Source organism: Rhizobium sp. BT03, assembly GCF_030053155.1.
Taxonomy (GTDB): Bacteria; Pseudomonadota; Alphaproteobacteria; order Rhizobiales; family Rhizobiaceae; genus Rhizobium.
Genome location: NZ_CP125642.1, coordinates 1 through 24,077, shown reverse-complemented (window position 1 = coordinate 24,077; position 24,077 = coordinate 1). Strand labels below are relative to the sequence as shown.

Sequence of the window (24,077 nt, the reverse complement as noted above, 5' to 3'; positions counted from 1 at the left end):
CCTCTACTTCGGGTACTCGTACACAAGTTTACCCTGTGCGGTGTAAATCGTTACAGTTGGCGCAGTTTTGTCATATGCGGCATCCGACATGACCCTTTTCATTGCCTCTTCCGCGGTCCCGCGGCTCAGATTGGCGGCGCGGCCATCAATCACAATCGAAGCCCCAGAGTCCCTGCGGGTATTCGAGGTAATTTTTTCCAAGACGGCACGTTGTAAAGTAACGGTACTATTCTTTGAGACCGTCGCCAGCTCGAATCGCTGGTCATTTATCAAGAAGTCCAGCCCTTGGCTCTTGGAGCCACCGAGAATAACAACTTTGTTTCCGGAGTCAGCAGAATCAAATGCGAATTGTATCTCTTCCCGGGAAACGTCTTTCAGAGATGATGCGATAACGGAACCCCCGTTTGTGCCGACACTTTCGCCCTTGGCCAAGACATCGAACTGAGACTGCGCCGCCTCAAACACGTCTGAAGTTCGGTCTTCCGTGCTTTTCTTAATAAACCTATTGATATCCGGTCCACAGGCGTTGTGCACCCATACCGGCTGGGCATTGTCGTTGTCCGCTTGCTTTACGAAGTAGGTATGGAAGTCGGCAATCGTCAGATTGTAGGCGTTCAGCTGTTTGTCTTCGATGCGAACATTCACAACTGAACTCCAGCTTCCATCCGAGTCGAACAACTTTTCGCCCGGCTGAAGGTCGGCTGCTGCAACCCAAAAGCCATTTTGGATCGGCCCCTCGTACCGGTGACCTTCCGGCAACGCTATCGGAACCGTTCGCTTCTCCGAAACAATAGCGAAGAAAGGATGGTTGGTCGTGGTTATGATGGTTTGCCGCCGTCCGTTCGTGTCAGATTTTAGGGTCAAATAGACAGTTTCTGTATGGTTTTCTTGGATTTTAGCGAGGGCAAGCTTGTAGCCTTCACGCCCTTGTTCGTCGCGCGACCACACCAATGTCTTGTCGGGTCGGATGTCGCGAATAGCCGTAAAGCCATCAACCGTCTTGACCAGCGTGGAACCGTCGAACGAACAACCGACTGCGCAATGCCCGCCGGCGCAAGTACCTCCTTCCGCCTTGGTGATCTCCCCCAGCGTTCCTGACCCAAAGATCCTGAGCTTGGTGGCGATTGCAACGATTTGCGCCATTGCTGCCGGGTCGCCATCACTAGCTTGTTGAATCGCGTAGGGGATACCGAAGATCCCGGCGGGATCGGAGACCAATAGTCCGAAGATGGACGGAAGATCTCTCTTCTGCTCTGGTGTCAGATTCTGAATTCCGTTGGGCGCGAGAATTTTGAGAATCTGATCGCTGCCTCCGGAACTATCAAGCTCTTGCAGTAGCGCCCGCTGCTGTTCTGGCGATGCCCAATAAGAGATCGTGCCGGCATAGCTGGAAAGGGCAGCCACTACGTCCGCTAGGACCACCGTGCAACCGCTGCCGCCATAGCCATTCTGCCGGCAAGCGACATAGGCCTCCTGTTGCTGTTTATCTTTTGCCTCCAGGCGCGTCTTCTCGCCGCAGGCTGTCGTGTCGGCGCCCTTTGAGCTATCACACGCTGCCTTGGCAGCATTCAGCGCATCGTTGTCGGCGTGATTCAGGTAGTTGTACTGATAGTTCGCAGCACCATACCCGGCGCCCTCAGCACCCCCCACAGCTCCGCCTACACCCGCCGCAAGGGTTGCGCCGATCAGTTTGGCGAGCGCGTCACCTTCGGGCGTTCCTTCGTATTTGGTGCCCTTGAGCATACCCTCGACGAGCTTAGCTATGGCTGGAGCCATCAATGTGGTCGCGGCGCCGCCCAGAGCGGCTTTGATCGCGCCCTCCCAGCCATTGACGCCACCAAGGATGCCGCCACCGATAGCGTGAAGTAGCGCGCGGCCCGGGCCGCCTTCTACCCAAAAATCACGTTCGGCCTGGGTCGTCGACTGCTTGTACAGTTCCGACGCAATATCGCCGACCAAGCCCGCCATCGTCTTCTGCGCTTCCTGCAGATCGGCCTGCGTCTTGTATTGGTCGCGCAGGATATTCTGCAGGTCTGGCAGACCGGGCAGCGAGGCGTTGGTGTTTTCCGTGTCTCGACGGATCGTGTCGATATCCTGCGTCTGGTGCTCGGGATCGGTGATGGTGATGCCGATATTGCCGCCAATGGCCGAGTAGGCCTTGCCGGTTGTGCTCTCTCCGTCGTTGACCTTTGCAAGGCTCAAGCCGCCGGAGCCGATCGAGGCGCCGTAGGTGTCGGCCTTCCAGCGCGAATGGGTGTCGACGTCGGAGACCTCAAGCGTGCCGGTTTCCAAGTGGTTCAGATTGGCCGGAGCCTCGCTGGTGAGCAGGCCGCCCACCAGCGTCGTCTTCTTGTTGACGGTCAAATCAAGACCGCCAATGCCGGCATGGATGCCGGATTGCTCGGCGACCACGGCGGCGTCGCCCGTCGCCTTCTGCGTCGAGCCGGAGGCACTGAAGCCGTCCGTGCCGATCGAGCCGGAAAGGTTGAGCTGGCGGGCATTTGCAGTGCTCGTGTCCACCAGGCTTTCGACCGTCAGGTTGCGGACGGCGGCGGTCACCGAGTTTCCGGTGACGGTGGCGCCCCTCAGCGTGAGGTCGTTGGTGAGGATGGTGACGTCGCCGGTGCCGTTGACATGGGTGTTGTAATTCGTCAGCCCCGTCGTGCCATCATTACCCTTGCCGTAGGAGCCGTTGACGCTGACCCCGGGCACGCATTTCGACTTCGTGCCGCACTCCCACTTAACGCCGACGCCGACGCTATAGGACGAGTTCTTGCTCGATGTGTCCGACGTGCCGGTCGCCGCATTGAAGTTGATATTGCCGTTCTGTGCCGATAGGAAAATATCGCCAGCCAGCGGATCGTCAGAGATTGTGGGAAGACCGAACTTGTCGTAGCCGGCGGCGATCTGAGCACCGTCGCTGATGATCGAACCGTCCTGTGCCTTTAGTGTGGTCGAGCGGCCGGCGCGGATGTCGGTCACGACGGGCGTCGAGGATGACGAGGACGAGCTGTTTTCCTGATGGTTGACGCCGGCCATTAGCGAGACCGAGAAGTTGAGGCCTTCCGCGTCAAGAGACGTGTCCGTCAGTTGCTTATAAGCTTCCTTCAGGCCCTTGTACCCCTGATAGAAACCGAGAGCGGCAATGGTGGTGTTTGTCACTGTATTGACGCGGCTGTCGCCGGCAAGGCGTTCGGCCGAGTTCATGATGCTGCTGGCCGCTTGGCCGACTTGGCTGGAGACGCTGAGCGTCACGCCGGCAAAGGTCTTCTCGTGGATCTCCTCGTAATTCGTCTTATCCGCCGCTGAAAGTAGGTTGATGTCCTTGGCGGCGAAGAGGATGACGTCACGCTCGGCCGAAGCTTGCGCAGCCTGCAGGTTGAGGTTGTTGCCGGCGGAGATGTTGAGATCGCGGCCGGCCGACAGCGCCGACGCAGCATTGGTATCGGACTGCTGCGCCGAGCTGTCCTTGCTCGTCTGCGCGCCGATGCCGATGGAGAATCCGCCATTGCCGGCGGAGAAGGACAGGCCGAAGCCGGACTTCTTCTCCTGTTCGGACTGCGAGAAGCTTTCCGCGCCGGGTGTCACATTGACGTCGCGGGCCGCCGACAGGTTGATGTCGCGCTTGGCGTCAACCGAGGAACCCAAGATGTTCAGGTCGGTTGCTCGGGCTCTGAGGTTGACGTCCTCTCCAGCGGAAAGCGCTGAGCCGACATTGAGGGTCGACGCCTGCGCGCCCTTGTTCTGTTGGCTGCCGTAGATCGAAATGAAGCCGCCACCGCCGCCGATGCCGAAGCCGGACTTTTTGCGCTGCTCCTCAAGCTCGTGCGTTTCCTGCGCCCCGATGATCGAAACACTGTCGGCGGCCACGGTGATCGAACCATCCGCATCGACCTTGGAACCGGCGATCACCGCCGCGCCGCCGGCGTCAAGATTAATGTCGCCACTGGCGCTCAACTGCGAGCCGACCGTCGTTTCGTCGTAGCTCTTATGGCTCGACGATCCCTTGGAGAGGAAACCGCTGCGCGAGCCCTTGTCGTCCTTGGCGCTGGTGTCCTTGCCGGATGCAATGACGAGGTCGCCGCCGGTGGTGATGTTCAGGTTCGCCGGAGTAGTGCCGTCTTCCTTGCCAGCCTCGATCTTCGAGGCCGAGACGACCGTGTCCTTGCCCGAGGTGATATCGACGCCGCCACCGCCTGATATGGCGGAGCCGACGGCGGTCGTCGTTTCCAGATGGGTGGTCGTCTTCTCGCTCTTGCCGAGGAAACCGCCCTTAAGGTTGAGCTTGGTGTCGAGGGTTGCGGTGTCGGTGGCTTCGGCGATCGTTACGTCGCCATCGGCCTTGAGGCCGACCTTGCCGTCGGCGGCAAGCTTGCTGCCGACAATGTTGAGGTCGTGATCGCCGGTGCTGTTGCCTGCCGTCACCGAGAGGTCGCCGCCGGCCGATATCTCAGAGCCGACATGGGTGATCGACGAGGCGGATTTCTTGCCGAAGGTGGATGCCGATTGCTCCTGGGCGGCGGTGATATTGATATCGTCGCCGGCGGAAAGCGCGACATCGCCCTTCGCCTTGACGGAGGAGCCGGAGAGCAGGATATCGTCGCCGGCCGTGATCGTCGCCTTGGTGCCGGCAGAAAGCTGCGATTGCTGCTGGTCGGTGGACAGGGTCCTGGTGTAGCCGGACTGGTTGTTGCGAGCGACATCGGTCGACACCACGGCCACCGAGCCCTTGTCGGCGGTCACATCGAGTGTCGTGCCCGCCTTGGCGGAACTGCCGATGACGTTGACATTGTCGGTGGCCTTGATCGTCAGGGCCTTGCCGCTGGCGACCTGGGTGCCGGTGGCATTCTGCTGGCCGTCGTTTTCGACCTTGGCGGCATCCAGCGTTACATTTTTGCCGGAGAGCGTGGCGTCACCTGTGGCATTGACCTTGACGCCCTTGAGCGCCAGATCGCCGCTGCCGCCGGCAAGCTGCACGTTGCCCGATGCCGTCACACCGGCATTGGTGTTGACCATGTTCTGGCCGCCGATCGTCATGGTCTGGGCCGCGAGCGTGATGCCGTTGGTGGCATTGAGCACCGTATCGCCGCGCGACAGGAACGTTCCGCTGCCCTGAATGGTCTTGCCGGTGACGGTAAGGCCGCCGGCGGAGGCGATCAGGCCGGAATTGGCGAGATCGCCGACATCCATGTCGACCGAGCCGCCCGCCATGACGGCGCCGGCGCCGGTGAGCTTCTGCCGGTCGGCGGCGGCAACATAAACGACAGGCGCGAGCACCTGCACGCCATCGATTGTCTGCCACAGGTAGAGAACGATCGACTCGGTGAGAGCTGCCGCCTGCGCCGGCGTGAGACCCTGACCGACGGCCAGGTGGTGATCGTTGGCATAGTCGGCACCGTTGTCGAGCAGTGTCTTCATCTGCTCGATCGCGCTGTTGCCGGCGATGAAGGTGCTTCTGCCGAGGCCTTCGCCGACGAGCTGCCGCAACTGCGTGTCGATCAGCTGGTTCTCGAAATAGGCGTCGCCCAGGAAGGGAATGGTGGTGTCCGGCTGATAGCCGATGCGCTCCATGAAATAGTTGGAACCGTAGAATTTGCTGAGATCGAGGAAGTCGGCGCGGGTTTCGAACAGGAAGGTCTGCCCCGGGATCCGCTTGCCGAAACCGCCCGACTGCGGATTGGTCGAGGCGACAAGGGTGGTGCCGAGGCCCGAGTTGACGTTGAAGAGGGCGCCGCCGGCCGTCAGGCCGGAGAGCGCCGACAACGGATCGCCGGGGTTGCTTGCGGCGGCGACGCTGGCGCCGCCGGCCATCGAACCGGCTGCCGACGTGTTGTTGACATTGCCGAAATCGACGGAGAGCGCCCCGTGCGCCTTGATATTGGCCGAGACGCCGCCGATCGCCTGGACGGAGCTGACGATCGTCGTGCCGTTGGCGATGTTCTTTGAAGGATTGGCGTGGCCGTTGGCATCATAGGCGGTGCAGGCGCCCTGGGCGCTGCAGGTCGTCGTCGTCGTGCGGAAGAGGGTGACGCCGGTGTTGGTCAGTGTCGAGCCCTTCAGCGTCGCGTCGCCGCCGGCCTCGATCGAGCTGTAGGAATTGGTGAGATTGGTGGCGTCGATGGTGAGGTTGCGGCTTGCACGGATCGTTGCTTCCGGGCTGAGCGTGCCGGTCAGGCGGTCCTCGTAGACCGACTGGCTGAGATGAGACGACCAGTCCCATGAATAGGTGGTGCTTTCATCCGAGCCGCTGAAATTCACCTCGTCGACGATGAAATAGCGCGACGGATTGTTGGCATCGGCCACCGGATTGCCGTTCGCATCCCGCGGCACCCGGGCTCTGATCCAGTCGATGATCGGCGTGACCTTCTCCGGGCCGTCGGCCGAGATCCAGGTCCAGGCGCGATAGGTCGTGCCGTCGGCGAGCGTCGCCTTCGACCAGAGCAGCGGCTCATAATCCTGCCACAAGCCCGGATCGACGCCGGCATAGAGCTGGAACATGTTCTGATCTGCAGTCTCGAGATAGCCGAAAGGCAGGCCGGCGGCGGCGGGATTGAGCGTGAAGCCGGTGACGACGCCGGAGGAAATCAGCGTCCCGGTCGTCCATTGCGGCGTGGCGGTCCGCTTGTTGCTCAGGTTGCCGGTCAGGATCGACATGTCGTTTCCGGCCTGGATGAGGCCGGAGATATTGGTGACCTCAGTGTTTCTCAGCCCCGATGCCGTTCCGGCGATCTCAAGGTCGTTGCCGGCGAGGATGGCACCCTGATTGTTGGTGAGCACCCCGCCGATGAACAGGCGGGCGTCGTTGCCGGCGTAGGCAAGGCCCGTGGCGCTGTTGGTGAAGTTGCCGGAAATGTTGAGGGTCAGATCGTCGCCGGCCGCCAATTGTCCGGCATTGGTCAGCGACGGCAGCGTCAGCGTCAGGTCGTCGGCGGCGAGAAGCGCCGTGCCGGCCGAGGTGGAGAGACCGTCGGCATTGATGGCGATGTCGCCGGAACCGCCGGCACTGGTGACGGCGTTGATGGTGGCGCCGCTGAGATCGGCCGTGCCGGTGAGATTGAGGGCGAAGCCACCGAGTGTGAGGCTGCTATTGCTGAGATTGGCGCTATCGGCGTTGAATGTCAGCGTGCCGCCGACGGCGATGTTGCCGGCGGCGCCATTGGAGAGATCGACGTTGGTGGTGGTGAAGGCCAGGTTGCCGGTGGTGCTGGTCGGATTGCCGTAACTGATCTGGCCCGCGGCCGTGAGCGCTGCGCTGCCGAGGCTCTGGAGCTTGTTATAGGCAATATTCTGGCTCGCCGTGGCCGAAAGATTGCCGCTGCTGAGCAGCGCATTGCTGACGGCGATCGAACCATTTGTGGCGGTTAGGCTCATGTCGCCCGCCTGCTGCAGCACCAGCGTGCCGTTGGCGGACTGGGCGGTGGCGGCGAAATCGACACCGGAGGCGACGGTTGCAGCTGCAATCGAGCTGCCTGAAGCCGCGACGTTGCCCTGCGCCAGTATATCGCCGGAGATGCCGATGTCGGCGCCGGCGGAAAGCGTGAGGCCGCTGCCGCTGACGAGCGAGGCTGCGGCGATCGCGCCAGATGTCGCGGTGATCGCCAGCGCATCGGTGCTCTTGACCGCACCGGCAATCTGGATGTCGCCCGCGGTCGCGGACAGGGTGAGCGCATTGCCGGCGACGACGCTGCCGGCCGTAATGCCGTTCGATGACGACATCACCACGTTGGCGGCGCTGTTGACCTCGCCGCTGGCACTCAACAGGCCGCTGCCGCTTGAAAGCACGATATCGCCATCGGCGGCGACCGTATCGAGGGTGATACCCTGATCCGCCTGAACCTCGACCTTTGCTTTCGAGGTGACCTTGGCAGCCGTCACCTTCGCCTTCGAAGAGATCGAAACACCCTGCTCGCCGGAGACGTTGCCGAGCGAGATCTTGCCGTCGGCCGACAAGGACAGCTCGTTGGTGTTGGCGGCAAGATCGCCGCTCATGCGCACGCCGGCGCCATTCTCGGTGACGACGATCTTGATGCGGTCGGCCTGCATGGCGCCGAGTGCGGTGCCGTCGATCGCATATTCCGGCGTGCCGGAGATCGGCGCCAGCGCCTGAGCATCGCCCGTCGCGTAGTCGAAATTGGACGCACCCGCCGTCACGCGCATCGACTTGCCGTAGACCGGGCCGTTGACGTGGACGGTGCGCGAGACGATGTCGAACAGATCGACCGCGCCGGATCCGGCGGAAAAATTGCCGCCGTTCGGCCCGATGGTGACATCGCCGCCGTTGACGCTAAAGCCGTTGAGCTTGCCATCGGCGCCGATCCGCGGCGCCCCCGTCGTCAGCGTCGCATGCGGCGTGTTGATGAAGCCGCAGCCGTCGCAGGTGATGCCGTTCGGGTTGGCGATGACGACATCGGCGCGCCCGCCGAACACCTCGATCGCGCCGTTCAAGGCCGAACGGTTGCCGCTGGTGACTTCGTTGAGGATAACCGATGCCGGCCCTGAGCTGTTGAGATTGGCATTGCCGGGCGTGACGCCGCCGAGATTGGAGTTGCCGATCTCGCCCTTGAAGTTGTTGAGAATCAGGCCCGGCGTGCCGACATTGAAATTGTCGTATTTGTTGTGCGACAGGCCCTGGCTGTTCGGCGTGACGATGTCGATGAGCGGCACGCCGTTGGGGGCAACACCGACGCCCGGCTGGTTTGCGGCCGGCGCCGTGGTGCTCGCCGAGACCGACTGGGCATTGGCAAGCATCGGCTGAAAGACCAGCAAACTGCTCAGCAGGAGTGCGAGCGATTGCCGGGCGGCGTGCGTGATTTTGCGAACGGATCGTCTATCGGCTTCAGCGACGCCATGAAGTGTCGTCGTCGACTTGCCCAGCCTTTTGCTCATCGTATGTTTTTCCGCGCCCTGAATCCGCGCGGTAAACAAATCCCGTCGCGGTTGTAATTTTTCAGCAGGACCGAGACCATAGCCGTTGGTCACGGTCAACTTTTGCCTGTAGTTGAGGTAAATGCAATCCGAACAAAAATGGACGCGATTTAGCACGTCCTATCGGTATTCAAGCTTGCCTATTCCCCGAACTTCTTAAACGTGATGGAGGAATATGCTCCCGGAAGAACTTCGCTCATGACCTCGCGTTCGGCCGCACTTGCTTCCTGCCCGACCACGACCGGGTGGGTTTGCGTGCCCTGGACACGGAAATAGCCGGCATCGACGATCTGGCCCTCCCCAATCGTGATCGTGCTCGCACCTTCCAGTGCGCTGATATAGCTGAACAGGCCGCCATGGTCGCCGCCCGCCTCGAGCGTCGTGGTCCCATTCGGCGAAGACATCTGGCAGGAAGCGTAGGTCACGACATAAGTGCCGGGCGCGATCGGATGTAAGACGCGCTCGTACTCCTTCGCGTTGCCGACAGGGTTGAGGAGATTGCCTTTTATGTCCGCCGGCTTGCTTTGCTCTGGCAGAAGCCATTTGAAACCACTGTAGACATCTTCAGGAGCAGCCACCTTGTCAGGTTCGCCGTCGACGAGCTTGCGAAGACGAATCCGGCCGTCGCATCGGATGGGACCGAACAAGCCGGGATAAAGAAAGCGTACAAGGATCAGCGCACCTTTCTGTTTCCGGTTGTTGAGAATCTCAGTGGATTTTGCCACTCTTTCGCTGGCGACCATCGCGGGATCCGTTGTCCCGCACGATGCCAACAGCACGGCTATGATGCTCAATCCCGCAACCGCAAAAGCTTTTTTGGTCATACGAATTTTCTCCGTTTCGATTGAGAGAGGGGATCAAACGCCGGCAAGAACCTGTCGCCATCCCTTCGACAATATGACTGCTGCATCGCAGAACTTATTTCTGGGTGAGCCAGGTCTTCACATTGCGGGTGAAGGAATTGGAAAGCTTTTGGGCGAGCGCGTCCTCTCCCTGGGACTGCGCCGCATTGATAGCCATGGCAATGACGATGCCGATTTCCCCATCTCCCCTCACGCCCTTGTCTTCACCGCGAATGCTCTGGGCTTCGGCTATCAGCTGGCCGGTCTTGGCATCCTCAAGCCGCACCGTTCCCTGGATGTAGCTGTCGTTTCCGGCAATCACGCGTCCCGCCTTGCTCGACACATCGACCCTATGCAGGGTCACGATCAGACGGCCCTTGACCGGACCGCCGGGCAGGCCCGTCAGCTCGCGTGCCATGGTGCTCTGCAGTGTGCGCACCACCGCCGGCAGCTGTGGGTCCGGCTTCGTGCGGTCAAAAAAGCCGCCCATGGTGATATCGGGCGCCGTCTCGACGCGGATCTGCGATACCGAGGTTTTCTTGAGGGCCGAGACCAGCCGGGGGTCGGTGGTGACGCAGGAGGCCAACGTCGCCGCCAGCAGGAGAAGCGTTAGAAAACGAACGATACGCATCGGAAACTCCGGACTTCATTTATAAGATTTTCGTGACTGCCAAACTCAGTTCCGGTTGTCCGAGGACGATGCCGGCTTTGGCTTGCTGTCGAGATGCTTGTAGAGTTCGGTCAGCTGGGACTTGGGCGCCGGACATCCCTTCGATTTGGCGATGCTGGTCAGGACGTTGTTCCTGTTGCGCAAAGCATCGATCTCGACCTTCTCGGGCGATTTCGGATCCATGAAGAACAGCGCCGGCAGAAACAGCAGCACACCGGTCGCCCCGAGTACGATGTTCTTGCCTTGCGCATCGGTGCGCTCCTTCACTGTCGAGGTGATCTGCCGTTCGTTGGCCTCGAATTCCCGCGCGATGCCGGCGCAATCGAAAGCGCTGTCGGTCGGGTTGGTCGAAGCCACAGGGCGTGCCTCCCGCCCGGCGCAGCCGGCAAGCGAGATGGAAAGAGCAAGGATCAGCGCCGTCGATCTTGAAAGGGTTTTGGCGTGCTTGTTCGTCGAAATAGTGCGGGTGGTCATTGTCCTGCTTTCGTTACCAATGAGCGGATGCGCTGAAATAAAAGAGCCCGCCGTCGACATCGTCGAGGCTGCTTGCAACAATGTCGGAATAGCCGAGGTCGGCGCTGATATTGCCGCCGACAGCCCGGATGCCGGCCGTCCAGCTGGCGAGGTCGCCGCCTGATATGTCGAAGCGTTTTTGCGCATAGACATGGCCGTAGTCGAAGCCGAGATAGGGGCGCAGTTCGCCGAACGCCTTCGCCGCCGCGCCGCCGCCCTGGTTGGACTGCGTTCTCCAGACGATCTCGTTGTGGCTGAACATGCCATTATTGCCGAAGAGCACGCTTTCGCGCGTGCCGCGGACATTGCTGTAGCCGCCGAGCGAGATCTGTTCGGCCCCGAGCAGATTGTCTAGGGAATATTGACCGCTGAGCAGCGAGGTGAATTCGAACTGCCGGCCGGCGGCCTGGAACGGCTGCGTCACGCTGACGGTGGCGTTGAATTTCGAAAATCGCGGATCGGCATTGCCGGCGCCGGGATCCCCTGGGTCGACCGCATCGAAGAGACCGAGCCCCTTGTCGAAGCTGGCGTCGAACATCCAGATGCCGCCGAACATGCGGCGGGAATGGGAAATGCCGATATCGCCGACCGTATAGCGGCGGCTGCCGACCTCGATCAGATTGCCGAGCAGGAAGTTGTTGGTCTGCTTGTAGGTCAGGCCGCTGCGGACGGTTGTGATCGAATCCTTGTCGCGAGAGATAACGCGATCGATGCCGAGACCGGCCTGCCCCGAATTGCCAGAGGTTTCGAGCGTGCTGAAGTTTCCCTCGACCGCACTTTCATATTGGTACCAGGAGCCGTTCAGCGACAGGGTGGAGTAGCCGTAGGGCACGCTGACGCTGCCGGAATAGCTGTTGCCGTAGCCATTTCCGTCATTCTCCCACGGATAGCTCGGGCCGCTGTGCTCGTAGGAGAAATTCCACTGGTCATTGATGCCGAGCAGGTCATCGTAGCCGAGCGATGCCGAGCTGCGGGAAAAGCCGGTGCTCTCCTGCCCCATATTGTTGTTGCCGAAGGAGACGTGCCAGGGCCGGCCCGGACGGTTTTCGATGTTGAGGATCGAGGTTCCGTCCTTCGGGCCGGGTAGCATCGCCGATTTGGCGTCGTTGGCCTGCAGCCGGTTCATCTGGTCGAGCCCCTGCTCGATATCGCGGATATTGACGACGCGGCCGATCAGGCCGGGAAAGGCGGTCGCCAGCGAAGCATTGCCGGCCACTTTCCGGCCATTGAGATAGATGTCGGAGAGCGTGCCTTCGACGACCAGCAGACGGAGGATCCTGGTCGTGCGGATATCCTGCTGCGGCACATAGGCGCGCGAGGTCACATAGCCATGATCGATATAGAGATGCGTGACATCCCTCAGGACCGCATTGATCTCGGCGAGGCCGACGCAGCGGTTGCCGTAAGGCGCCGTCACCTTGCCGATCTCCTGGGCCGACAGCAGGCTCGCCCCATCGATCTCGACCCGCGCGATGTCGAAACAGGCGCCGTTGCCCGGTGCGGCGGGCAAAGCGCCGTTTTCCGCATCCGTGCCGCCGCCTGGTGTGGCGCGCCGCAGGGCATCAAGTCGCTGGGTCTGCGACTGCTCTTCCTGGCGGCGGTTGAAATCATCGGCAGGCGTTTGCGCGTAAGCGGGGGCGATCACCACTGCGAGGGCGGCGCCGGCAATCAAAAAGTATCGAATTTCTATGGTCATCGGTGAAATTCGGCTACTTCGCGGCGACGGACTGAAGCTCGTCGAGGGCCGGCTTCAGCCCCTTCAGCGAGAAGCGGATATTGACGTCCTGGCCGTTCATCAGCCGCACCAGCCCCTCGGCCGCCGCGCCCTTCTTCAGCGCCGCAGTCATCTTGGTATCCAGCGCCAGCTGCGCCCAGCATCCGGTCTGGTTGCAATTGCGGTAATCGAGCTTGGCGACGGGCTTGCCGTCGGCCTTGATCGACAGGCCCGAGGGCAGGAAAACATTGAGCGGCAGAAGGGCGGTCAGCATCAGCCGCGCCTTGCCCTTGCCTTTGTCGGAAGGCGCGGCAGGCGCCGGCGGCGCGGATATCGCCAGCGTCAGGATATTGACGGGTTTGCCGTCCTTGGTGACTTGCGCCACCTGTGCGACTTCGCAGGCCTCGGTGCCTGCCGAACCCGTGCAGCGATAATACCAGTCGTCGAATTTCTGCGATTTTATCGCCGGCGCAGGTTGCGCCGGCGCCTGTTCCGGTTCTTGACCATCAGGAGATTGCGAAAAGGATGGGCTCGCGCAGGCGATCGATATCAGAATGGGGGCGATCGTCCAAAGGACCCTCTTCATGCCGCTTTTCAAAAATTTCTTCATTTAAAATGCAACTTCAGGAAGATTTTATTTGGGTTGGAAGTCATATCGCTACAATCCGCAATTTGGTCAACCTTAACGTGTCAGCACGGTAAAGTTTGCGTTAGGTATTTATTTCGCGTTCTGGGAGATTACGCTCAGTTTGCCCGAGACCCCATTCGCAACGAAAACGCCAACAGATTCCGAAATTCGAATAAAACCGCTTGGCGAGGGACATGAGACGATGCGCAACTTACGCGAAGCTGGTCACCTGCTCGTTTTTATTGAAAATCAGGCGTATAATCGGATAGGATGAATAATTCCGCATCGTCAGACATCCAGAAAAATCTGCGAAAGATGAGCCGCACTCATTTTGAAGAAACACATTCCAAGGCGCCGGCTTTATCCCCGATGCCGCCCACGAATACTGAGATGTATTTCAGAAATTCGTCACACCCGCGGGTTGCTGCGACTGTTCTTCTCGGAAGGGAAAGGACAACCGAATGGTGAAAAGGCGGCGGCCAATGCAGCCTGGGACGGAATCCGCGGGCCGTATTCGGGAAAACCTGATCAAGACCCGAATCGGCGGCAAGCTCTCGGCCCCCGTAAAGCCCGGGCCTGGCCGTCGAGGATGATAGCGTGTCCGCAGCGGACTTCACGCGCCGCGCCGTCGCAGCACTGTCATTTTCGAGATGACATCCGCCCCGTTCTCTGCGAAAAAGAGCGCGATGAGAGACAGGGGCGTTCGTCGACAGGCGGGCTGAGAAGCACCCTTCGAACCTGAACCGGATAATGCCGGCGGAGGGAGTCGCTCGGGGTCGCGGTCCGCCGCACGAATGACCCCGTGCCCGCCCCCGCCTGAAAGGGGCCACATGCAGACCAGGAGCACACCAGGAGCCATGCTGAAGGCGATGCGCGAAAAGCCGCCGCTCGTTCAGTGCATCACCAATTATGTCGCGATGAACGTCGCCGCCAATGTTCTCCTGGCCGCCGGCGCCTCGCCGGCCATGGTGCATGCGGCTGAGGAAGCCGGTGAGTTCGCCGGCCTCGCGAGCGCGCTGACCGTCAATATCGGCACGCTGTCGACGCAATGGATCGACGGCATGCAGGCGGCGGCGAAGGCGGCGACCTCGGCCGGCAAACCCTGGGTGCTCGATCCGGTCGCCCATTATGCCACGGCCTTCCGCCGCGATGCGGTCGCTGCTCTGCTGGCGCTCAAGCCGACGATCATCCGCGGCAACGCTTCCGAGATCATCGCGCTTGCCGGCGGCGAGAGCCGCGGCCAGGGCGTCGACAGCCGCGATCCGGTCGAGCAGGCCGAAGGTTCGGCGCGATGGCTGGCCGAGCGCCAGCAGGCGGTCGTCGCTGTCACCGGCGCTGTCGATTTCGTCACCGACGGCGAGCGGGCGGTGCGCATCACAGGCGGATCGGCCTTGATGCCACAGGTCACCGCGCTTGGCTGCTCGCTCACCTGCCTCGTCGGCGCCTTTGCCGCCACCGTGCCCGAGGATCTGTTCGGCGCGACGGTCGCCGCCCTTTCAACCTTCGCCATCGCCGGCGAGGAGGCAGCGCTCGGTGCGGCCGGCCCCGGCTCCTTTGCCTGGCGCTTTCTCGACGCGCTGAACGCGCTCGATGCCGAAACGCTCGATGCCAGGGCAAGGATATCGGCGGCATGAAGAGTTTCGACCTTTCGCTCTATCTCGTTCTCGATCCCGATCTCTGCGCCGGGATCGGCATGGTCGAGACCGCGCGCCGTGCCGTTGCCGGCGGCGCGACGATGGTGCAGCTGCGCGACAAACATGCCGGCACGGCCGCAATGATCGAGACCGGACGCGCCTTGAAACAGGCGCTTGATGGCACCGGCGCCCGCCTCGTCGTCAACGACGATGTCGAGGCGGCGATCGCCATCGGCGCCGACGGGTTGCATATCGGCCAGGAGGATATGGATGCGGCGACAGCGCGGGCGATGATCGGTCCCGACATGATCCTCGGCCTGTCGGTCGAAACCGCGGCGCTTGCTGCTGCCGTCGATCCCGATCTCGTCGACTATACCGGCGTCGGGCCGGTGTTTGCGACGCCGACCAAGGCCGACCACAAGCAGCCGATCGGTTTTGACGGTCTTGCCAAACTGGTGGCGGTCTCGCCGGTGCCCTCGGTTGCCATCGGCGGGCTCAAGGCGGAGCATGTGGCCGAAGTCTTTGCCGCAGGCGCAAGCGGGCTTGCCGTCGTCTCCGCCATTTGCGGCGCGCCGGATCCGGAAGCCGCCACACACCGCATCGCCGCAGAAATTCGAAAGGCCCGCGCATGATCCGCAACGTCCTCTCCATCGCCGGCTCCGATCCCTCCGGCGGCGCCGGCATCCAGGCCGACCTCAAGGCCTTTTCCGCCCGGGGCGTCTACGGCATGGCGGTGCTGACGGCGCTGACGGCGCAGAACACGCAAGGCGTCAGCGGCGTGCATCTGGTGCCGCCTCCATTCGTCGCCGATCAGATCAATGCCGTCTTTGCCGATGTGCGCGTCGATGCCGTCAAGATCGGCATGATCGCCAATGCCGGCATCGCCGAGGCCGTCGCCGCCGCACTCGACGCAGCTGTGGCCGCAGCACCGGCCGACCGCCGCGGCATTCCCATCGTCATCGATCCCGTGATGATCGCCAAGGGCGGGGCCGCCCTGCTTGCGCCCGAAGCCGTCGACGTGCTGAACCGCCGGTTGCTGCCGCTCGCCACACTGCTGACCCCGAACCTGCCTGAGGCCGCCGCCCTGCTGCACCAGCCGGTCGCGACAAACCGCGCCGAGATGGCGGCGCAGGCCGAGCAGCTGCGCGCGCTCGGCCCGGCCGCCGTGCTGGTCAAAGGCGGTCATCTCGACAGCGAGGAAAGCCCCGACGTGCTTGCCGCGGCCGATGGTCTGCACTGGTTCGAAGCCCGACGCGTGCCGACCAAGAACACCCACGGCACCGGCTGCACGCTGTCGAGCGCGCTGGCGGCCGAGCTTGCCAAGGGCGTCTCGGCTGAAGAGGCGGTCGCCATCGCCAAGGATTACCTCGCCGGCGCGGTTGCGGCTGCCGGCAGCCTCACCGTCGGCTCCGGCCACGGCCCGGTGCAGCATTTTCATGCGCTTTGGAAAGACGGGTAATGAGGGCTGCCGCCGCTCATCCGCCTGCCGGCACCTTCTCCCCGTAAACGGGGCGAAGGGGATATGCTGCAACCTCTCCGTTCCCCAAACTTTTCGCGGGGCACGTCCCCTCTCCCCGTTCTTACGGGGAGAGGGTTAGGGTGAGGGGCAGCCAACGGACGTCAACTGAACGGCCGTGGCCTTATGCCGAGCATTACGAAAGAGAAGTTGCCCACTTTGTCAGGCCCGGCCCTCCCCGGGCCATTTTTTGCGTTCGGCAGCCAGCTTGCTTTCGAGCGAGAGCATCATGGCGAGCAGCATCGCGCCATTTGAAAAACGCAGTTGACAAGCTCAGCCAGATAGCCAAGTCTATGACATTAAAAGGGTATATATTCTGCAATAACGGAATATTAGGAGGAATGACCGGTGCCAGACCTGCTTGTGAGTCTATACTCGACAGAGCTCGCCGACCTGCAACGGAAAGCCGATCATGTCGGCGTCTCCATCCGCCCGGCCCTCCCCCCGGAGCTGCATCTCGTGATCAATTGGGTTCGCGAACGGTTCAGCGAGAACTGGGCAAGCGAGGTCTCGGTCGCCTTCTCCCGCCAGCCCGTCGCCTGCCTGATCGCCATCGAAGGCCGTGAGCTGCTCGGCTTTGCCTGCTACGACACGACGGCGCGCGGCTTCTTCGGCCCGACCGGCGTCGACCCTGAAGCCCGCGGCAAGGGTATCGGGCTCGCGCTGTTTTCCGCCTGCCTTCAGACCATGAAGACGCTTGGGCATGCCTATGCCTTCATCGGCGATGCCGGCCCGGTCGATTTCTACGCCAAGACCGCAGGCGCCATCATCATCCCCGCCCCCGACAAGGGCATCTACGAAGGCATGCTGAGAAGCATGCCGGCAATGACCATCTGATCCCGGAGCACCAGAATTGTCCTCGACCCCGCTCGCCCTTTTTGTCGGCCTTCCCAATCCGGTTCTTTCGGATGATGAATTCGCGCTGTTTCGTGAGACCAATCCGCTCGGTCTCTTCGTCGGCCGGCGCAATCAGCGCGAGCCGGAGCAGACCAAGCGGCTGATCGAACGCTTCCGCGAAGCCGTCGGCCGCGACGATGCGCCCGTCTTCACCGACCAGGAAGGCGGGCGCGTCCAGCACCTCGATGCCGGCCCCTGGCCGCTCTTCCGCAGCTTCGGGCAGTTCGCCGAACTGGCGCGCCGCGATTTCGAGCTCAGCAAAAGAGCATTGCGCCTTTCCTCCCAGGCCATGGGCGCGATGATGACGGAACTCGGCCTTTCCAGCGGCTGCTCGCCCGTTCTCGACCTCGTCTTCGAGACGACGAGCGCGGTCATCGGCGCCCGCTCTTTCGGCCCCGATCCCGATGTCATCGCCGCCCTCGGCCGCGAGGTGGTCGACGGCCTGCTCGAGACCGGCAACATGCCCGTGATGAAACATATTCCCGGCCATGGCCGCGCCACGCTCGACTCCCATAAGGAGCGCCCGGTGGTCGACGTCAGCCGCGAGACGCTCATTGCGACCGATTTCAAGCCCTTCGTGGCGCTGAAGGATACGCCCTGGGCCATGGTCGCCCATGTCGTCTACTCCGCCTACGACAAGGAGCTGCCGGCCTCCGTCTCTCCTGTCATGCACGACGTCATCCGCAACGATCTCGGCTATGACGGCGTGCTGATCTCCGACTGCATCTTCATGGAATCGCTCGCCGGCACATTGCCGGAACGCGTCGAACAGGTGCTCGACGCCGGCTTCGACATCGCCCTCCACAGCCACGGCGATGTCAGGGAAAGCGAAGCCGCCGCCAGGGCCGCGCGGCCGCTGAAGGAGGCGGCGGTGAAGCGCATTGCCGCCGGCCAGGCCCGCCTCGGCAATCTCAAGGTCGATGTCCGCGCCGCCCACCGCCAAGTCGAAGACATATTTGCCAGCGCCTCGGTCTCCTGACCGGCGCGCCATCTCTCACCGCATAAAAAAAAGGGGAATAGAACATGAAAAAGTATCTTCTTGCCGCCGCTGCCCTGACACTGCTTTCAGGCTCCGCCATGGCGCAAACGGTCCTGACGGCGAATATCGAACCGGCGACGACCTGGGTTCGCAACTTCAACCCGTTCAACCAGACCTCGTCGCGCCAGTCGACGCTCGATTTCATCTATGAGCCGCTCGTTATCTTCAACCGCTTCGACAGCAACAAGCCGGTCTATCGCCTGGCCGAAAGCTTCAAGCTCTCCGACGATCTGAAAAGCATCGATTTCAAGCTGCGCCCGAACCTGAAATGGTCTGATGGTAAGCCGCTGACCGCAGCCGACGTCACCTTCACCTATGCCTATCTGAAGAAATTCCCGGCGCTCGACTTCGTCAGCATCTGGAGCTTCGTCACCGATGTTAAAGCCGTCGATGCCCAGACCGTGCGCTTCACGCTCGCCAATCCGAGCTCTCTCGCCGCCGAGCAGATCTCGCAGCTGCCGATCGTTCCGGAACATGTCTGGAAGGACGTCGCCGATCCCGTCACCTTCGCCAACGAGAACCCGGTCGGCAGCGGACCGCTGACCGAGGTCCCTCGTTTCACCGGCCAGACCTACGACCAGTGCCGCAACCCGAACTATTGGGACAATGCGCATCTGAAGGTCGATTGCATACGCTTCCCGCAGCTTGCCGACAACAACCAGATCCTGACGGCAACCGCCGACGGCACGCTCGACTGGGGCGTCTCCTTCATCCCCGATATCGACAATGTCTATGTGTCCAAGGATCCGGCGCATTTCCACTACTGGTATTCGCCGAGCAGCATGGTCGCCTTCCTGTTCAACCTGGAAACCGCGAACGAGAACAACAAGAAGGCCTTCAACGACCTGAAGTTCCGCCGTGCCGTCGGCATGGCGCTCGACCGCAAGACGATGATCGACGTCGCCGGCTACGGCTATCCGACGCTGAACGAAGATCCCGGCCTGATGGGCGAGCTTTACAAGAGCTGGGCCGACCCGTCCGTCAAATCAGACTTTGGCAAGTTCGCGACCTATGACGCCGACGCCGCCAAGGCGCTGCTCGACGAGGCGGGTTACAAGGACAAGGACGGCGATGGTTTCCGCGACAATCCCGACGGCAGCAAGATCTCCTTCTCGATCATCGTCCCGAACTCCTGGACGGACTGGGTCGACACCGTCAACATCGCTGTCGAAGGCATGCAGGCGGTCGGCATCGACGCCAAGATCGAAACACCTGAAGAGGCCGTGTGGACCGGCAACCTCATCAACGGCAGCTTCGATGCGGCGATCAACAGCCTGCCGGCATCAGCCTCGCCCTACTATCCCTATAAGCGCGCCTTCAGCGCCTCGGACAAAGGCAAGACCCGCTTCACCGCGCAACGCTGGTTCAACCCCGATGTCGAGAAACTCGTGACCGAGTTCACCCAGACCGCCGACCTTGCCACGCAGAAAGAGGTGATGAACAAGGCGCAGCGCATCGTCGCCGAGAACATGCCCATGATCCCGGTGTTCAACAATCCGAACTGGTATCAGTACAACACCAAGCGTTTCACCGGCTGGTCGACCAAGGAAAATCCCTTCGTCAATCCGTCGATTTCGCGAACGAACCCGGCGCGTCTCTTGAACCTGCTCGCACTCGAGCCGGTCAAGTAAGGGCATTGATCTCGGGAGCGGTGCTTTCAACGCCGCTCCCGTCACGACGGAGTTCCCATGGCTTTCCTGCTTCGCCGCCTCGTCTTCTACATAGCAGCCTTCATCGCGGCAGCGACGATCAACTTCTTCCTGCCCCGCCTGATGCCGGGCGATCCCGTGCAGATCATGTTTTCGAGCGCCGGCGCCGAATTGCCGCCGGAAAGCCTGCAGGCGCTGAAGCTGACCTTCGGCTTCGTCGATGGGCCGCTCTGGCAGCAATATCTCACCTATCTCAGCAGCATTTTTACCGGCGATCTCGGCCGCTCGATCAAATATTTCCCGCTGCCGGTGACCTCCGTGCTCGGCCATGCGCTGGTCTGGACCGTCAGCCTGATGGGAACGGCGACGATCGTCAGCTTCGCGCTCGGCACCTTCCTCGGCATCCTCGCCGCCTGGCGCCGCGGCAGCAGGTTCGATGTCGTCGTCTCCGTCGGCGCGATCTTTGCCACCTCGGTGCCGGCGGTCGTCACCTCGCTGATCGTGCTCTTCATCTTCGGCTTCACGCTCGGCTGGTTTCCGAACGGCTATGCCGCCGATCCCTCGCTCGATCCGGCCTTCAGCCTGCACTATCTCGGCAGCGTCGCCTATCACGGCATCCTGCCTATGGTCACACTCTGCACCGTTCTGATCGGCGGCTTCACCGTCACCATGCGCAACAACATGATCAACCTGCTCGGTGAGGACTATATCGTCATGGCCCGCGCCAAGGGCCTGTCCGACCGGCATGTGATGCTCTGGTATGCGGCGCGCAACGCCCTGCTGCCGACCGTCTCCAGCCTTGCCATCGCCATCGGCACCATTCTCGGCGGTTCGCTAGTGACGGAGGTCGTCTACAACTATCCCGGCCTCGGCAATATTCTCTACCAGGCGATCCTCGCCCGCGATTATCCGGTCATCCAGGGCCAGCTCCTCATCATGACCGCGACCATGCTGATCGCCAATTTCATCGTCGACGTCAGTTATATCCTGCTCGACCCGCGGCTGAAGGGAGCATGAGATGAGAACCCTGCTTCGAAACCGCAAGGCGCTGGTCGGCCTCCTGATCATCGCCTTCATCGTCATCGTCGCGATCGCAGCCCCTTTGCTGACGCAATACGATCCCGCCGCCCGCACCGGGCGGCCGCATCAGCCGCCGTCGCTCGACCATATTCTCGGCACCACCCGCATCGGCCAGGATGTCTTTGCCCGGCTGATCTACGGCGCCCGCACCTCGCTCGCCGTCGGTTTCGGCGCCGGCCTGCTGATCACGCTGGTTGGTACTGCGCTCGGCATCATCTCCGGCTATCGCGGCGGCAAGACGGACGAGATCATCAGCTTCTTCACCAATATGGTGCTCGTCGTGCCCAACCTGCCGCTGCTGCTGGTGCTCGCCGCCTTCATCGGTCAGGCGAGCCCGCTCGTCATCGCGCTCATCCTCGGCGCCACCTCCTGGGCCTGGGGGGCCCGCGTCACCCGCGCCGAGACGCTCTCCGTCAAACAGAAGGATTTCGTCAAATCGGCCGAGATGATGGGCGAGCCGCAATGGCGCATCATGACATTCGAGATTTTCCCCAACGTGATCTCCATCGTCGGCATCAATTTCATCGGCAGCGTCATCTTCGCGATTATTACCGAGGCGACGCTGGAATTTCTCGGCCTCGGCGATCCGAAAGCGATTTCCTGGGGCACGATGCTTTACAACGCGCAGAAGGCTTCCGCCCTTTCGGTCGGCGCATGGTGGGATATCCTCACACCCTGTTTCGCGCTCGCCCTCCTCGGCATCGGCATGTCCCTCCTCAATTTCGCCGTCGACGAGATCGCCAATCCGCGGCTGCGCACCGGCAATCACCTGAAGCGCTGGTCCCTGCTCGTTCGCTCAGGGGAGGGCCGCCTGTGACCCAGCCGCTGCTTTCGGTGAGGAGCCTCACCATCGATTATATCGGCGAGGAGAAGGATTTCCGCGCCGTCGACGATGTCAGCTTCGACGTGGCGCCGGGCGAGGTCTTCGGCCTTGCCGGCGAATCCGGCTGCGGCAAGAGCACCATCGCCTTCGCCATCAGCCGGCTGCACAAGCCGCCGGCGCTGATCCGCAAGGAGAGCCGCATCCTGCTCGACGGCCGCGACGTGCTCGGCCTCGACCGGCAGGCGCTTGCCGCCTTCCGCTGGCGCGAGGTCGCCATGGTCTTTCAGAGCGCCATGAACTCGCTGAACCCGGTGCTGCGCGTCGAGACACAGTTCTATGATGTGCTGCGCACCCACAAAAACATGAGCCGCGCGCAAGCCCGGGAGCGCACTGCCGAAATGCTGAAGCTGGTCGACATCGCGCCGGATCGCATGCGTGATTATCCGCATCAGTTTTCAGGCGGCATGCGCCAGCGCATCGTCATCGCTATCTGCATGGCGCTCGACCCAAAACTCGTCATCATGGATGAGCCGACGACGGCGCTCGACGTCGTCGTTCAGCGCGAGATCCTGCAGCGCATCAACGAGCTGCGCCGCAGCTTCGGCTTCTCCGTGCTGTTCATCACCCATGATCTCGGCCTGATGGTGCAATTCTGCGACCGCATCGGCATCATGCTGTCAGGCAGGCTGGTGGAGCAAAACACCGCCGAAGCGATCTACCGGACGCCGCAGCATGATTACACGAAGAAGCTCTGGGCCTCCTTCCCCTCACTGCATGGAGGCGTGCTGCTGTGACTGATGCCATTCTCGCACTCGACACGGTGACGAAGACCTTCGGCCACGGCGCGTCCGCCGTTCATGCTGCCCGCTCGATCTCCTTTTCGCTGCGCGCCGGCCGGGCACTGGCGCTCGTCGGCGAATCCGGCAGCGGCAAGACGACCTGCGCCCGCATGGCAATGCGCGAATACCTGCCGACATCGGGCCGCATCCTCTACAAGGGCCGGCCGGTCGAGACGGCCAATTCCGCCGAGATCGCCCGCTACCGCCGCTCGGTGCAGATGATCTTCCAGGATCCCTTCGCCTCGCTGAACCCCGCCCATACCATCGCGCACCACCTCCGCCGGCCGCTGAAGCTGCATCGCCCGGAGATCAAAGGAAGCGAGATCGACGTCGCGGTCCGCGAACTGCTGACGCGCGTCAGGCTCGATCCCGATCTCGTCGCGCCAAAATATCCGCATGAACTCTCCGGCGGCCAGCGCCAGCGCGTCAACATCGCCCGCGCCCTCGCTGTCAGGCCGGAAGTGATCGTCGCCGACGAACCGACCTCGATGCTCGACGTCTCGGTGCGCCTCGGCGTGCTCAACCTGTTGAACGAGATGAAGCAGGAGATGAATCTCGGCCTGCTCTACATCACCCATGATATCGCCACCGCCCGTTATGTCGCGGAGGACATCGCCGTGATGTATGCCGGCCAGATCGTCGAATGGGGCAGCACCGCCCGGGTGATCGACAATCCGCTGCATCCCTATACCAGGCTGCTGCTTTCAGCCGTGCCCGATCCCGACGTCCGCTTCGACGATCCGAAGGCGCGGCTGAGGCCCGACGAGGTGGAGGATATCCGCCGCCGTTCGGCCGCGGCCCAGGACGATATCGTCGAAGTGGAGCCGGGTCATTTCATGCGGATGATCTGACAGCCTGTTTGATTGCGCCTCAGCTGAGTTCCTGGGCAAGTCCGAGGAGAATCCCTTCGGGCCCTCTTATGTAGCAGAGCCGATAGGCATCTTTATACTGGACTATTTCGCCGACGAGTTGCGCGCCATGCGCGCGAAGCCTCTCCAGCGTCTCGTCGATGTCATCAACGGTGAACATGACGCGGAGATAGCCGAGCGCGTTGACCGGGGCGTTGCGGTGGTCTGCGACGACATCGGGCATGAGGAAGCGGGAGAGTTCGAGCCGGCTGTGGCCATCAGGTGTGCGCATCATGGCAATCTCGACCCGCTGATCGCCCAGCCCCGTGATCCGCCCGGCCCATTCTCCTTCGACCATGGCCCGTCCTTCGAGCGCAAGGCCGAGCTCGCCAAAGAAATCAATCGCCGCGGTGAGGTCTTCGACGACGATGCCTACATTGTCCATCCGCTTGAGCGCCAT

17 protein-coding genes and 1 riboswitch are annotated in these 24,077 nt (G+C 62.1%); of the genes, 10 read left to right on the top strand and 7 right to left on the bottom strand.

Going from position 1 to position 24,077, the window contains the following annotated elements; all coding sequences use genetic code 11:
• Positions 1 to 3: 3 nt before the first annotated feature.
• The 6 genes from QMO80_RS24895 to QMO80_RS24870 all read right to left on the bottom strand — a co-directional run bounded on the left by QMO80_RS24895 (position 4) and on the right by QMO80_RS24870 (position 13,274).
• Complete coding sequence (locus tag QMO80_RS24895; RefSeq protein ID WP_283201015.1) at positions 4 to 8,886, bottom strand: hemagglutinin repeat-containing protein; 8,883 nt, start codon at positions 8,884 to 8,886, stop codon at positions 4 to 6.
• Between the two features lie 179 nt (positions 8,887 to 9,065).
• Positions 9,066 to 9,749 (bottom strand): hypothetical protein, encoded by a 684-nt coding sequence (locus QMO80_RS24890; protein ID WP_283201014.1) that lies wholly within the window; start codon positions 9,747 to 9,749, stop codon positions 9,066 to 9,068.
• 94 nt (positions 9,750 to 9,843) lie between these two features.
• Positions 9,844 to 10,398: a hypothetical protein gene (locus QMO80_RS24885; RefSeq protein WP_283201013.1), complete on the bottom strand. Its 555-nt coding sequence runs from the start codon at positions 10,396 to 10,398 to the stop codon at positions 9,844 to 9,846.
• A 45-nt stretch (positions 10,399 to 10,443) separates the two neighbouring features.
• Entirely contained in the window at positions 10,444 to 10,911 is a 468-nt protein-coding gene (locus QMO80_RS24880) for a hypothetical protein (protein WP_283201012.1), read from the bottom strand.
• 13 nt (positions 10,912 to 10,924) lie between these two features.
• Positions 10,925 to 12,646, bottom strand: coding sequence for a ShlB/FhaC/HecB family hemolysin secretion/activation protein (locus QMO80_RS24875; protein ID WP_283201011.1), 1,722 nt, complete (start codon positions 12,644 to 12,646; stop codon positions 10,925 to 10,927).
• A 13-nt stretch (positions 12,647 to 12,659) separates the two neighbouring features.
• On the bottom strand, positions 12,660 to 13,274 hold the full coding sequence (locus tag QMO80_RS24870) for an invasion associated locus B family protein (RefSeq protein ID WP_097628990.1): 615 nt from the start codon (positions 13,272 to 13,274) through the stop codon (positions 12,660 to 12,662).
• Between the two features lie 703 nt (positions 13,275 to 13,977).
• A riboswitch (TPP riboswitch) is annotated at positions 13,978 to 14,074 on the top strand.
• A gap of 48 nt (positions 14,075 to 14,122) precedes the next feature.
• Between QMO80_RS24870 and thiM the strand changes: the two genes are divergently transcribed.
• From thiM to QMO80_RS24820, 10 genes are all read left to right on the top strand, one after another.
• Entirely contained in the window at positions 14,123 to 14,926 is an 804-nt protein-coding gene (gene thiM, locus QMO80_RS24865; protein WP_183778122.1) for a hydroxyethylthiazole kinase, read from the top strand.
• On the top strand, positions 14,923 to 15,558 hold the full coding sequence (gene thiE, locus QMO80_RS24860; protein WP_183778120.1) for a thiamine phosphate synthase: 636 nt from the start codon (positions 14,923 to 14,925) through the stop codon (positions 15,556 to 15,558). Before thiM ends, thiE begins: the two co-directional genes overlap by 4 nt.
• The gene (thiD, locus tag QMO80_RS24855; RefSeq protein ID WP_283201010.1) at positions 15,555 to 16,385 is read left to right on the top strand and encodes a bifunctional hydroxymethylpyrimidine kinase/phosphomethylpyrimidine kinase; all 831 of its coding nucleotides are present in this window, start codon (positions 15,555 to 15,557) and stop codon (positions 16,383 to 16,385) included. Before thiE ends, thiD begins: the two co-directional genes overlap by 4 nt.
• Positions 16,386 to 16,790: 405 nt before the next feature.
• Positions 16,791 to 17,279 carry a GNAT family N-acetyltransferase gene (locus QMO80_RS24850; RefSeq protein ID WP_283201009.1) on the top strand — a complete coding sequence of 163 codons (489 nt, stop codon included), beginning with the start codon at positions 16,791 to 16,793 and terminating at the stop codon, positions 17,277 to 17,279.
• Positions 17,280 to 17,295: 16 nt separating this feature from the next.
• The gene (locus QMO80_RS24845; protein ID WP_283201008.1) at positions 17,296 to 18,318 is read left to right on the top strand and encodes a glycoside hydrolase family 3 N-terminal domain-containing protein; all 1,023 of its coding nucleotides are present in this window, start codon (positions 17,296 to 17,298) and stop codon (positions 18,316 to 18,318) included.
• Positions 18,319 to 18,362: 44 nt separating this feature from the next.
• On the top strand, positions 18,363 to 20,009 hold the full coding sequence (locus tag QMO80_RS24840; RefSeq protein WP_283201007.1) for an ABC transporter substrate-binding protein: 1,647 nt from the start codon (positions 18,363 to 18,365) through the stop codon (positions 20,007 to 20,009).
• A gap of 57 nt (positions 20,010 to 20,066) precedes the next feature.
• Positions 20,067 to 21,044 carry an ABC transporter permease gene (locus QMO80_RS24835; protein WP_283201006.1) on the top strand — a complete coding sequence of 326 codons (978 nt, stop codon included), beginning with the start codon at positions 20,067 to 20,069 and terminating at the stop codon, positions 21,042 to 21,044.
• A 1-nt stretch (position 21,045) separates the two neighbouring features.
• On the top strand, positions 21,046 to 21,924 hold the full coding sequence (locus QMO80_RS24830; RefSeq protein WP_283201005.1) for an ABC transporter permease: 879 nt from the start codon (positions 21,046 to 21,048) through the stop codon (positions 21,922 to 21,924).
• Positions 21,921 to 22,724 (top strand): ABC transporter ATP-binding protein, encoded by an 804-nt coding sequence (locus QMO80_RS24825; RefSeq protein WP_283201004.1) that lies wholly within the window; start codon positions 21,921 to 21,923, stop codon positions 22,722 to 22,724. The genes QMO80_RS24830 and QMO80_RS24825 overlap by 4 nt, the downstream gene beginning before the upstream one ends.
• Entirely contained in the window at positions 22,721 to 23,620 is a 900-nt protein-coding gene (locus QMO80_RS24820; RefSeq protein WP_283201003.1) for an ABC transporter ATP-binding protein, read from the top strand. The genes QMO80_RS24825 and QMO80_RS24820 overlap by 4 nt, the downstream gene beginning before the upstream one ends.
• 19 nt (positions 23,621 to 23,639) lie before the next feature.
• Here QMO80_RS24820 and QMO80_RS24815 read toward each other — a convergent pair whose 3' ends face one another.
• A complete protein-coding gene (locus QMO80_RS24815; RefSeq protein ID WP_283201002.1) occupies positions 23,640 to 24,077 on the bottom strand; it encodes a VOC family protein in 438 nt (145 codons plus the stop codon).